11 protein-coding genes are annotated in these 12,017 nt (G+C 64.8%); 7 read left to right on the forward strand and 4 right to left on the reverse strand.

Features of this window, described 5'->3' with window-relative positions:
• Window positions 1-89: 89 nt before the first annotated feature.
• From rpsU to GPT34_RS06700, 3 genes are all read left to right on the forward strand, one after another.
• Window positions 90-302, forward strand: coding sequence for a 30S ribosomal protein S21 (rpsU, locus tag GPT34_RS06690; RefSeq protein ID WP_291010482.1), 213 nt, complete (start codon window positions 90-92; stop codon window positions 300-302).
• A 107-nt stretch (window positions 303-409) separates the two neighbouring features.
• Window positions 410-856 carry a GatB/YqeY domain-containing protein gene (locus GPT34_RS06695; RefSeq protein WP_291010483.1) on the forward strand — a complete coding sequence of 149 codons (447 nt, stop codon included), beginning with the start codon at window positions 410-412 and terminating at the stop codon, window positions 854-856.
• A gap of 162 nt (window positions 857-1,018) precedes the next feature.
• A complete protein-coding gene (locus tag GPT34_RS06700) occupies window positions 1,019-2,224 on the forward strand; it encodes an ABC transporter substrate-binding protein (RefSeq protein ID WP_291010484.1) in 1,206 nt (401 codons plus the stop codon).
• A 282-nt stretch (window positions 2,225-2,506) separates the two neighbouring features.
• Here GPT34_RS06700 and pmbA read toward each other — a convergent pair whose 3' ends face one another.
• Window positions 2,507-3,952 carry a metalloprotease PmbA gene (gene pmbA / locus GPT34_RS06705; protein WP_291010485.1) on the reverse strand — a complete coding sequence of 482 codons (1,446 nt, stop codon included), beginning with the start codon at window positions 3,950-3,952 and terminating at the stop codon, window positions 2,507-2,509.
• 109 nt (window positions 3,953-4,061) lie between these two features.
• On the opposite strand from pmbA, the gene yjgA reads away from it, so the two are divergent.
• Genes yjgA through GPT34_RS06720 form a run of 3 tightly spaced genes read left to right on the forward strand, consistent with a single transcriptional unit; the run spans window position 4,062 to window position 5,819 of the window.
• The gene (yjgA, locus tag GPT34_RS06710) at window positions 4,062-4,718 is read left to right on the forward strand and encodes a ribosome biogenesis factor YjgA (protein ID WP_291010486.1); all 657 of its coding nucleotides are present in this window, start codon (window positions 4,062-4,064) and stop codon (window positions 4,716-4,718) included.
• A gap of 7 nt (window positions 4,719-4,725) precedes the next feature.
• Complete coding sequence (mog, locus tag GPT34_RS06715) at window positions 4,726-5,325, forward strand: molybdopterin adenylyltransferase (RefSeq protein ID WP_291010487.1); 600 nt, start codon at window positions 4,726-4,728, stop codon at window positions 5,323-5,325.
• Between the two features lie 17 nt (window positions 5,326-5,342).
• Window positions 5,343-5,819, forward strand: a complete 477-nt coding sequence (locus GPT34_RS06720) for a peptidylprolyl isomerase (RefSeq protein WP_291010488.1) — start codon at window positions 5,343-5,345, stop codon at window positions 5,817-5,819.
• A 147-nt stretch (window positions 5,820-5,966) separates the two neighbouring features.
• Here GPT34_RS06720 and cysE read toward each other — a convergent pair whose 3' ends face one another.
• Window positions 5,967-6,737, reverse strand: a complete 771-nt coding sequence (cysE, locus tag GPT34_RS06725) for a serine O-acetyltransferase (protein ID WP_291010489.1) — start codon at window positions 6,735-6,737, stop codon at window positions 5,967-5,969.
• A gap of 10 nt (window positions 6,738-6,747) precedes the next feature.
• On the reverse strand, window positions 6,748-7,494 hold the full coding sequence (locus tag GPT34_RS06730; protein WP_291010490.1) for an RNA methyltransferase: 747 nt from the start codon (window positions 7,492-7,494) through the stop codon (window positions 6,748-6,750).
• Between the two features lie 157 nt (window positions 7,495-7,651).
• Here GPT34_RS06730 and GPT34_RS06735 point away from each other — a divergent pair, with 157 nt between their 5' ends.
• Window positions 7,652-8,581 carry an inositol monophosphatase family protein gene (locus tag GPT34_RS06735; RefSeq protein WP_291010491.1) on the forward strand — a complete coding sequence of 310 codons (930 nt, stop codon included), beginning with the start codon at window positions 7,652-7,654 and terminating at the stop codon, window positions 8,579-8,581.
• Window positions 8,582-8,599: 18 nt separating this feature from the next.
• Here GPT34_RS06735 and GPT34_RS06740 read toward each other — a convergent pair whose 3' ends face one another.
• On the reverse strand, window positions 8,600-11,881 hold the full coding sequence (locus tag GPT34_RS06740; RefSeq protein ID WP_291010492.1) for a PAS domain-containing protein: 3,282 nt from the start codon (window positions 11,879-11,881) through the stop codon (window positions 8,600-8,602).
• Window positions 11,882-12,017: the final 136 nt, after the last annotated feature.

Below are 12,017 nucleotides of genomic sequence, written 5' to 3' on the forward strand. Positions count from 1 at the left end.
TAGTTAATGACGGGACAATTGCAGAAACGACGCCCGGGCCTGATCTTCCCGGCCATCCTCTTTCCGCACCATTTGGAAACCATTCGTTCATGACGACCATCCGTGTAAAAGACAACGAACCCTTTGACGTCGCCCTGCGCCGCTTCAAGCGCACCATCGAAAAGCTGGGCCTGCTGACCGATCTGCGCGCCCGCGAGTTCTATGAAAAGCCGACCGCCGAGCGCAAGCGCAAGAAGGCGGCGGCCGTCAAGCGCCACTTCAAGCGCGTGCGCTCCATGCAGCTGCCCAAGAAGATGTACTGAGCCCTGTTGCCAGCTCCTGCTGGCGACTCGCCAAAAAGCCCGCTGGCGCATGCTCAGACGGGCTTTTTTGTTTTCCAAAACACCCCCCCCCATTCCAAGGATTCCCCATGCCGATCAAAGAACACATTGCCCAGGCCGTGAAGACCGCCATGCTGGCCAAGGACAACCAGACGCGCGACACGCTGCGCTTGCTGCAAGCAGCGGTGAAGCAACGGGAGGTGGACGAGCGCATCGAGCTGGACGATGCCGGTGTGGTCGCGGTGCTCGACAAACTGGTCAAGCAGCGCAAGGATTCCATCGCCGCCTTCGCCCAAGCCGGGCGCCAGGATCTGGTGGAACAGGAGCAGGCTGAGCTGGCGGTGCTGCAAACATACTTGCCTGAGCGACTGTCTTCTGAGGCGGTGGTCGCGGCGGTGCAGGCCATCGTCACCGAGCTGGGCGCACAAGGCCCCGGAGACATGGGCAAGGTCATGGGCGCAGCCAAGGCGCAGCTGGCCGGCAAAGCTGACATGGGACAGGTGTCCGCGGCGGTGAAGGCCGCGCTCAGCCGCTGAGCCCTCAGGACAGGGACGACGAACCTGCCGTTCGTAGAAATTCGGGCACCGCGTGTCGGGCTTCACGCGGAGCTCCGTGCGGACCTGCCCCAAACCGGGCGACACTCATGGAGCGCACGCTGCGGGTTGCCTTGACCCACGTCTGCCCCTATTAGGACCCCCATGATCCGACTGACGTCTGTGTTGGCGCTGGCCTTTGCCGCGCTCCTGCCCTCTACTCAAGCCCTGGCTCAGACCAAGCCAACCGTGCAACCCGTTCGCATCGGCATGATCGGACCATTCACTGGTCCTTCGTCCGACTTCGGCACGCCCATGTTGCGCGGCGTGCAGCTGGCCGTGGAAGAGATCAACGCGGTGGGCGGCTACCTGGGCCGGCCGTTGGAGCTGGTGATCAAGGACGACCAAGGCAAGCCTGACGTGGGTCTGGAGCGCTCCAAAGAGCTGGTGAGCGAAGGCGTGATCGCAACCATTGGCTTCTGCAACACTGGCGTGGCCTTAAAGTCCATCGAGGTGTTTCAGGATGCCAAGTCGCCGCTGATCGTGCCCTGCTCGACCGGCTCGCCCGTCACCGCCAAGTACCCCTCGCCCGAGAGCTACATCTTCCGTACCTCGGCGCGCGACGCGATCCAGGCGCCGTTTGTGGTGGACGATCTGGTCAAACGCGGCTGGACCCGGGTCGCCATCTTTGCCGACGCCACCGGCTACGGTGAGGCAGGTTTGAAAGACGTGGAGAAGGCCCTGGCAGACAGGGGCCTCAAGCCAGCTTATGTGGCGCGTTTTCCACTCGGCGTAAAGGACCTCAGCGAGCAGCTCAAGGCTGCGCGTCAGGCGGGCGCCAATGCCATTTTCAGCTACACCGTGGGCCCGGAAAACGCCACCATTGCGCTGGGTCGACGTGCGCTGCAGTGGGACGTGCCCCAAGTCGGCGGCTGGCCGCTTTCGTTTCCGTTTTTCATCAATGGCGCCAAACAGGCGGCAGACGATGCACTGATGGCGCAGACCTTCATCGCCGAACCCAGCAACGAGCGCCGCGCGGCCTTTCTCAGCGCCTACGCCCGCAAGTACAAAGAGCCCATGGGCGTGCCCATGGCCGCGGCCCAGGCGTACGACACCGCCTACCTGCTGACCTTCGCGCTGTTCTCGATCCGAAACGGCCAGTTCGGTGGCCCGGCTGTGAAGGCGGCCCTGGAGAACATTCCCCGCGTGTACTACGGCGTGGTCGCCACCTACGAAAAGCCGTTCAGCATCGACGACAAGGACGCGGTGACGCAGAACATGCTGGTGATGGGCAAGGTCAAGGCCGGCCGGGTAACATTTGCCTACCCGGAAGATGCGCGGCGCAACTTGTTTGTGCAACGGAAGAAATAGTCTCCCCCGCGCGCCGCCTTCGCCGTGTCTTGCAGACTGCGGCGGCGTCGAAGTCACCCCCTCTTTAGGCCGTCCATGCCTGCGCAGGCGGGCTTGGAGCTGCGGCCCTTAGCCCCCAGGGGGCGATGCGAGTAGCCCGGCAAAGTCGTATCAACCGCATCCTGAATTGAGCTACCCCTCCGGCGTGACATGGTTCGCTCAGGGCGCCGCCGATCTGGCTCCGCCAGTCGTCCAGTGCCCCCCTAAGGGGGAGACGAGCCGCAGGCGAGGCGCGGGGATGGGCTAAGAGCCCGCCACCTTCATGTGGTTGACCAAAATTGAGCCCACGGTCTTGGCACCGTAGCTGTAGGCGTCGGCACCCACCGCTTCAATGCCTTTGAACATGTCCTTCATGTTGCCAGCGATGGTGATTTCCTGGACCGGATAGGCGATTTCGCCGTTTTCCACCCAGTAGCCTGAGGCGCCGCGGGAATAGTCACCGGTGACGTAGTTGACCCCCTGGCCCATGAGTTCGGTGACAAACAGGCCGCGCCCCAGTTTCTTGAGCATCGCGCTCAAATCGTCACCCGGGTGGGTCAGGCGGCTGCTGAGGATGAGGTTGTGCGAGCCGCCGGCGTGGCCGGTAGTGCGCATGCCCAGCTTGCGCGCCGAGTAGGTCGACAGGAAGTACCCCTGCACCTTGCCGCCACTCAGCACCTTGCGACGCGTGGTGCGCACGCCTTCGTCGTCAAATGGCGCGCTGCCCTTGCCGCCAAGGATGTGCGGGTCCTCCACGATGTCCAGGTGCTTGGCCATCACCGCCTTGCCCAGGCTGTCTGCCAGGAAGGTGGTCTTGCGGTACAACGCGCCGCCGCTGGTGGCCTGCACATAGGCACCCAACAAGCCCGCGGCCAGCGGCGATTCAAACAGCACCGGGCACTCGGTGGTGGCGATCTTGCGCGAGCCCAAGCGCGACAGCGCGCGCTCCGCCGCGTAGCGGCCGATGGCCTCCGGGCCGGCCAGGTCTTCTGGCGCACGCTGCGAGCTGTACCAGTAGTCGCGCTGCATGTTGGCGCCCTTGCCCGCGATCGGCGCCACCGACAGGCTGTGGCGCGAACTCGCGTAACCGCCGCGAAAGATACCGGGCTGCCCTCGCTCGCCGCCGCGCATGTGCGCAGAGAAAAAGTGCGATTGTTGGGCCGAGACGCCAGCGCCTTCGCTGTTCGCGATCTTTTTGCTCACACTGAAGGCTGCAGCTTCGCAGGCCAGTGCGAGCTGCAACGCCTCTTCAGAGCTCAGCGCCCACGGGTGGAACAGATCCAGATCGGGGTAGCTGTCGGCCACGTCGGCCGCATCTGGCAGGCCCGCCGCCGGATCTTCGGCGGTGAAGCGCGCGATGTCATAGGCTGCTTGCACCGTCTGGCGCACCGCGGCCGGGGAGAAATCCGAGGTGGAGGCGTTGCCCCGCTTCTTGCCGAGGTAAACCGTTACACCAAGAGATTTGTCGCGGTTGCGCTCCACGTTCTCCAGTTCACCCTTGCGCACCGAGACGCTCAAGCCCGCGCCTTCGGACACTTCAGCGGCCGCATCAGATGCCCCCAGCTTGAGCGCGTGGTCCAGGGCCATATCGACCAGGTCCTCAAAGTGCCCGCGCGCGTACTGGAATCCCGGCAAGGGTTTCCGGTGATCGACGGTGGTGTTGGAGGAAGCGGGAGCGGCGAGCCGCGAGGTGGAAGCGGGTTTTTTCATGTCGAGGGCTATGATACTGGCCGACCACCCCGGGTCTCCTACCCAAGCGCCCAAGCCCCTGTGCATTCCGGGCCGGCGTCCCGACCCGTTTCCCCCCAAGTACCGTTTCATGTCCCGCAAACCCACCAAAGGCTATTACGTCCGGGGTCAGTTTGTTGCCGAAGGCAGCGAACTCGACCTGGAGCTCAAGCGTGAGCTCAGGGGCTCGGTCGACCAGAGCAAGACCGACCTTAAGAAAGAAAGCGACCGCCTGCAAGCCCTGGGCGAGAGCCTGCTCACGCTGGGCGCTGGCACCACCGCGCGCCTGGTCGAAGCCGAGCACCTGCCCGAAAAGCTGCTGGACGCGGTGAACGAAGCCAGGCGCATCAGCAACTTCGAGGGCCGTCGCCGGCAGATGCAGTTCATCGGCAAGCTCATGCGCAAGCTCAGCGATGACAGCGTGGCCTCCATCGAGGCAGCGCTGGATGAACAGCGCCGCCCCTCAGCCCAGGCCACACTGGCGCTGCACCAGGCCGAGCAGTGGCGCGACCAGCTGATTGCCGATGACGACGCGCTCACCCGCTGGCTGGCACTGGACGCGCAGGCCGATGTGCAGCACCTTCGCGCCCTGATCCGTCAGGCGCGCAAAGACGCGCAGGACGTGAAAGAGCGCCCGGGCGAGGCCCTGCGGCACGGCAAGGCCTTCCGGGAGATTTTCCAGATCGTTCGCGAGGCACTGGGCCGCGACGACCCCGACGCAGCCCCCCCATCCACCGACTCCGAGTGATCCGTCCATGACCTCCCCCACCGCCCCCGAGCCGGTGCGCATCGGCATCGTCTCCATCAGCGACCGAGCCAGCACTGGCGTCTATGAAGACAAAGGTTTGCCCGCGCTGCAAGACTGGCTCACGCGCGCACTGCTCAACCCCATCACCTTCGAGCCCCGCCTGATTCCCGACGAGCAGAACGGCATCAGCGCCACCCTGATCGAGCTGGTCGACGCAGGCTGCTCGCTGGTTCTCACCACCGGCGGCACCGGCCCAGCTCTGCGCGATGTGACGCCCGAGGCCACGCTGGCGGTCAGCCACAAGACCATGCCAGGCTTTGGCGAACAGATGCGACAGATCAGCCTCGCCTTCGTGCCCACTGCCATCCTGTCGCGGCAAGTTGCGGTCATCCGCGACCAGAGCCTGATCATCAACCTGCCCGGTCAACCCAAGGCGATTGCCGAGACGCTCGAAGGCCTGAAGCACACCGATGGCTCGTCCCGCATCAACGGCATCTTCGCCGCGGTGCCGTATTGCATTGACCTGATTGGTGGGCCGTATCTGGAAACCCGCGACGAGGTCTGCAAGGCCTTCCGCCCCAAGTCGGCAGTTCGCCCCGCCCGCTGATTCTTCGAAAGTTCCTGATGAAAATCACCAAAGACACCGTCGTCACCCTCACCTTCCGCGCCAGTGATGCGCAGGGCAAGTTGCTCGATGAGGGCAAGGAGCCCCGCTCCTACCTGCACGGCGGCTACGGCAATACCCTGCCGGGCATCGAGAAAGCACTGGAAGGCCAGGAAAAAGGGTTCGCCGGCGCGCTGGTCTTGCCCCCAGAAGACGCCTTCGGTCCGCGCGACGAGATGCTGGTGACGACTATCGCCAAGCGCGACTTTCCACCCGGCGTGAAGGTCGGTGGCCAGATGCAAGGTACCAACGAACAAGGCCAGGAGCAGGTCTTCACCGTGATGAAGATCAAGGGCGACACGGTACACCTCGATGGCAACCACCCGCTGGCCGGCCAGACCTTGCGCTTCGCGGTCAAGGTGCTCGACGTGCAACCCGCATCGGCCGAAGAAATCGCGCACGGGCATGCCCATGGCGCCCACGGGCATCATCACTGACGCACCCCGCGCCGGCTTCGCCGCATCCAGAAGATCGGTACCTTGCGCGTGAGGGGAAACTGACCAGGGGCACCGCGCCTCCGGCTTTGCCGGGGCGCCAGTGCCGCCCCCCTCAGGGGGTGACGGCGAAGCCGGCGCGGGGGGGAACTACTTGCCGACGAGCTGGTTGAGCTTGTCGGCCTCGAAGCACTCTTTGCGCGCAGCATCCACGGGCACGCAGTCGCCAGTCTGAACCGTGGCCAATTTTTCGATCGCGCACCACAGCAAGGCGATCTGATGTTCCTGGCTCGCAGTGGTGTCGATCAGGCCGCGCATGGCCTGTGACAAAGGGTCGTCGTCCTGCGTGATGCCGTAGGCCTCAAACTTCGGTCTGTGCTCCGTCACATCGGCGCTTTCGCCGGTTTTGCTCGGGATGATACGGGCGGGAATACCGACCGCGGTCGCACCGGCCGGCACCGGCTTGATGACCACTGCGTTGCTGCCGATCTTGGCGCCGTCACCCACCTCGAAGCCACCCAGCACCTTGGCGCCGGCGCTCACAACCACGTCGCGACCTAGCGTGGGGTGGCGCTTGGTGCCCTTGTACAGCGAGGTACCGCCCAGCGTCACGCCCTGGTAGATCGTGCAGCCGTCGCCGATTTCGGCAGTCTCGCCCACCACCACACCCATGGCGTGGTCAAAGAACACCCGCTCGCCCACCTTGGCGCCCGGATGGATCTCGATGCCGGTGAACCAGCGGGCCAAATGGGAGATGAACCGGCCGGGCCATTTCAGCCCGTGGTTCCAACACCAGTGCGCCGGGCGGTGCAGCCAGACCGCATGCAGGCCGGGGTAGCAGGTCACCACCTCCCAGACGCTGCGGGCAGCGGGATCGCGTTCGAGCACGCACTGGATATCGGATCGGAGACGGGCAAACATGGCTGGAAGTCTAGCGTTTCGTCTGTTGCGCTGCTTGCAGCATGGCCTTGGCGATACCGCGCAGGATGTGAATCTCTTCGTCGCTGGGCTCGGCGCGGTTGAACAGCTGGTTGAGCCGCGGCATGAGTTTCTTCGGCGCGTCCGGGTCGAGGAATTCGGCGGCCACCAGAGCCTGCTCCAGGTGCGTCAGCATGCCGGCGACCGATTGCGCGTCGGCGGCCGCCCGCGGCGCATCGGCCTGGGCAGGTCCGAAGCCGCCCAAGGCCTGGCGCCAGTCGTACGCGATGAGCTGCACCGCCGCGGCCAGATTGAGCGAGCCAAAGTGCGGATCGGTCGGGATGCTCAGGCAGGCGTGGCAGCGGTACACATCTTCGTTGCGCATACCAAAGCGCTCCGAGCCAAACAGGAAGGCCACGCCAGCAGGCGCTCGGGCGGCATCGGCAGACGGCCCAACCAGGCCATCGAAGTGGGCACGCGGCGCGCGCGTGGGAGGGCCAAAGTCGCGCGGCGTCATGGCAGTCGCGCAGAGGTGGCTCACGCCATCCAGCGCTTCGCCCAGCGTATCCACGATGCGGGCGCGCTCCAGCACATCGAGGGCGCCGCTGGCGCGTTGGATGGTCTCTTCGCGCCGAAGGACGTTGGGCCAGCGCGGGGCCACCAGCACCAGATCGTCAAAACCCATGACCTTCATGGCGCGCGCGGCACCGCCTACATTGCCGGCGTGGCTGGTCTGGATCAGGACAAAACGGGTGAGCATGGTGTGATGAAGTGGGCGGGTGGCAAGCCAGGCCGATCATGACGAACGACTCAGCCGTTAAAATTGCTAATTGTCGCTGCCCCCATCGTCGCTGGCAGCCCGTTCCTGCTCATCCACTGTCGCGCGGCGCTAAGGCGCCGGGTCAAGGTCACAATTCATGTCGTCCACCCTTCACCCCATGCTCAACGTGGCCATCAAGGCCGCCCGCACCGCCGGTACCATCATCAACCGCGCCGCGCTGGACGTGGAGTCGGTCCGGGTGTCAGTCAAACAGACCAACGACTTCGTGACCGAGGTCGATCACGCGTCCGAGGCCGCGATCATCGACACCCTGCTCACCGCCTACCCCGATCACGCGATTTGGGCCGAGGAGTCGGGCAAGACACCTGGGCGCCATGGCGGCGCCGACCATGTCTGGATCATCGACCCGCTGGACGGCACCACCAACTTCATTCACGGTTTCCCGGTCTACTGCGTGAGCATCGCGCTCATGGTAGGCAACCGGCTGGAGCAGGCGGTGATTTACGACCCTTCCCGCAACGACCTCTTCTGCGCTACCCGCGGCCGCGGCGCCTACATGAACGACCGTCGCATTCGCGTCGCCAAACGCATTGGCCTGCGCGAGAGCCTGCTATCCACCGGGTTTCCGTTCCGCCCGGGCGACGCCTTCCAGACCTACCTGCAAATGATGGGCGACGTGATGCCACGCTGCGCTGGCCTGCGCCGTCCCGGTTCGGCAGCGCTCGACCTGGCTTATGTGGCTGCGGGCTTCACCGACGGCTTCTTCGAAGTGGGCCTCTCACCCTGGGACGTGGCCGCCGGCGCCTTGCTGGTGACGGAAGCCGGTGGCCTGGTGGGCAACTTCACCGGCGAGTCTAATTTCCTCGAACAAAAGGAATGTCTGGCCGCCAACCCGAAGATCTACGGTCAGCTGGTCAGCGTGGTGGGCAAGTACAGCAAATTCGCCTCGGCGGGAGACAAGGCCAAGCTGCGCCAGAGCTTGCCAGCACAGCCAGCTGGTGACGGCTCCGATGCGCCGGGCGGTGACGATTTCACCCCCACCGAAATGGCGCCTCCGCCGTTCTGAGATCGTCTCTCCGGCGGCTCAGGCCGTCGGCAGTGTCCACCAGAAGGTGGCGCCCGCATCGGGTGAGGCTTCGGCCCATATGCGGCCCCCGTGGCGCTCGACGATGCGCGCCACGATGGCCAGCCCCACCCCGGTGCCCGGCACATCCGAGCCTGCGTGCAGGCGCTGAAACAAGCCGAACAGCTTTTGTGCGCGCGCCATGTCAAAGCCCATGCCGTTGTCGCGCAGGCAGAACGCCTGCTGCCCTGGGTCAAAGTCAAAGGTGATCACTGGCTCGCTGCGGTGCCGCGAATACTTCAGCGCGTTGTCCATCAGGTTGAGCAGCACTTGGCGCAGCAGGGTGGCGTCGCCCATCACGCGCGGCAGTGCGCCCACCCGGATCTGCGCCCCGGGCAGATCGTGCGCCAGCTGGTCCACGACCACATGCGCCAGGGCACCCATGTCCACCGGCACCGCGTCCAGGTCCACCCGCACCACGCGCAGCAACTCCAGCATGTCGGTGATCATCTGGCCCATGCTGCGCGAGGAACGGTGGATGCGCGCATACATGTCGCGCACCGTCGGGCTCAACTGGTCGCCGCCCTCCTCCTCGATCAGGGCCGAAAAACCGTTGACCGAGCGCAAAGGCGCACGCAGGTCATGGGCAATTGAGTACGAAATCGCCTCCATGTCCTTCATGGAGCGCTCCAGCTCGGCGGTACGCTCGGCCACACGGCGCTCCAGTTCGGTGTTGAGGCTGCGCACCTGCTCTTCCGCCACCACGCGCTCGTGAATATCGAGATGGGTACCCGACATGAACAGAGGTCTGCCGCTCGCATCGCGCCGGTGCACGCGGCCCCGATCGTTGATCCAAAGCCAGTGGCCTTTCTTGTGCCGCATCCGAAGGTCCACGTCGTAGTAGTCGGTCTCGCCGCGCCAATGGCGCTGAAGCATGTCCTCGGCGTACGCAATATCCTGCGGGTGTACCAGCGTTCGCCATCTCTCAATGGAGTTCGGCTGGACCTCATCAAGCGTGTAGCCCAGCATGTCGGCCCAGTACTCGTTGACAGTGCTTTCTCCAGTCTCCACATTGGTCTCCCAGATGCCGCACCGGGTCGCCTCCAGCACCCACTGCAGGCGCTGGCGCTCGGCATCCAGCGCCCGCTGCGCCTCCACATACGGAGTCATGTCGGTGTAGGTGCGCACCCAGCCACCCTTGGGCAGAAAGCGGGTCGTGACCTCGATCGTGGTGCCCTGGTGTGTGGAGCGCAGGTACACCTCGGGCGGATTCAACCCCGGCTGGTAGTTCAGGAACGGCCGCAGAGCGGGATCAACCAGGTGCAACTGTTCGCCAAAATCGCCGCGCGCGCGCTGAAAATCGACCACCTCGTTGTGAGTGGGTTGCCCGGACATCAACGACTCGGGCAGATCTAGCAGCTCCAGAAAGCGCCGGTTGTGGACCCTGATGTGCCCCTCAGCATCCATCAGCATCAGCCCCTGGCTCATGCTGTCAAGCGTGAGCTGGAGGGCGCCGGACTTTTCGGCCAGCAGGGCACCGGTGCGCTGCAGCTGCTCGCGCGAGCGCCGACGGTCCTGCGAAGCTCGCCGCGCCATCACCAGTTGTCGCACCGTGCCCAGCAAAGGCTGGAGAAAGTCCACATCGGCGTCGCTGTACCCGCCACTCTGGTTCGACAAGCCGACGATGGCCACCAGCTTGTCGTCCACCACGATGGGCACCCCGAGAAAACTGGCCATGGGCGGGTGTCCCGGCGGCAGCCCGGCGGCGCGGGGGTCTTGGGCCGGCTGGTTGGCGATCACCAACTGGCTAGTGGCCATCACGTGGCCAAAAAGCGTGTCGAGGCGGTGAAACTCCATGCCGCCCTGAGACTGCGCCGCGTACCTGCGCGCCGAATCATCGTCCCACGACAGGTCGCTGATCGCGTGCATCTTGGCGTAGGGCTGACCCTGGTCGTCTCGCAGCACCTCGCCCACAAAACCATAGGAACTGCCGGTCACGGACAGAAATGCCTCCAGAAGCTCCTCGAACGACTGCCGCGGATCCTGCGCTTCGATGTAAGCCGACTGGGCCTGGCGCACCGCGTCCAGCATGCGGTGCTGGCGCTGCAGTGCCTGTTCGGCCTGCCTCGCTTCGGTAATGTCACTGGCATAGCCATGCCAGAGGGTACCCCCATCGGGCTCCTGCTGGGGCATCGCTTCAACGCGGCACCAGCGCAGGCCCTTTCTCGGCAGCTGAACCCTGAACTCATGTTGCATGGACTGCAATGCGAGACCGGCTGCAAGCCACCGGGTCCTGAACTGCGAGATGTCCTCGGGATGAACCCGCTCGAAAAAGGCTCGCGTGGAGCCCAGAACGGCACTGGGGTCCAGCTCCATCACCTCGTGGGCAGCCTGGCTCACGTAAATGAATGACCCGATGCCCTCGGGCGACAATCGGGCCTGAAACATGATGCCGGGCACGCGCGCGGCCACGTTCTCCAGCAACTGAAGCTGAGCAGTCTGCGCCTGCCTGGCCTCATGCTCGGCTGTCACATCCTGAACAATGCCAAAGTCGGCGTGCGGGTTGTCGGCGACTGCGGTCTGGCCGATGCGGGTCCGGAACCAGCGCTGCGCGCCGTCGGGCCGGGTCCAGCCGAACTCCACTTCGCGACCATCTTTGGCCTCCCGCGCCGCCAGCCAGGCCGGCAGGTCCTCGGGAAAAATACCGCCGCGGCCATGGCTGCGCTGAAGCTCTCTTTCGCGGGGAATCCCGGCAATGTCATAGAGCCCGTCCGACCAGATTACCCTGTCGTCATCGGTGGCGTTGGTCCAGCAGCCCAGTCGACCCAGCCGCTCGGTGGCGCTGTGCAACTCCGCGCGCCGCTGCAACTCCAGATTGGACACCCGCAGCGCCTGCTCGGCCATCACTTCGCGGGTGATCTCCGTCATATAAGTCAGCAGCAAAGGAGGCGCAGTTTGGGACACGACCTTGGTGTGCAGGCGCAAGGTCTTGGCAGACTGACCGGGCAAAGCAATCTCATGCTGCACGGGCGTGCCGTGGGAGGACGAATGATGTAAGACGTCACGCCGCTGCTCCTGCGTGCGCCAGATGCCCAGCGAATACGTGGTTTCCCCTACCGCCCGCTCTCGCGGGATGTCCACGAGTCGAACCCAGGCGTCGTTGACGGCGAGTATTTCGCCATCCTCCAACCGGCTAAGCACAGCCGCGATGGGCGCCTGAAGGAACAGGCCTTCGAAAAGGGCCGAGGACTCCGCGGTCATTGAAGGCGAAGGATGGGTCGGGCCGGCAACGTCAGATTCCATGAAGCAGAGGTGAATAGATCGGCCAGGAGGACCCATGCGGATGTCGGTGACTCCCGGCCAAGCAACTGTGGCGAACTGCTACAGTTATCGGCCATTCCGACCGCTTCCTGAGCATGCTTTGAACGCCCCGCTGGAG

Origin of the sequence: Hydrogenophaga sp., assembly GCF_011390835.1 — a bacterium.
Classification (GTDB): Bacteria; Pseudomonadota; Gammaproteobacteria; order Burkholderiales; family Burkholderiaceae_C; genus Hydrogenophaga.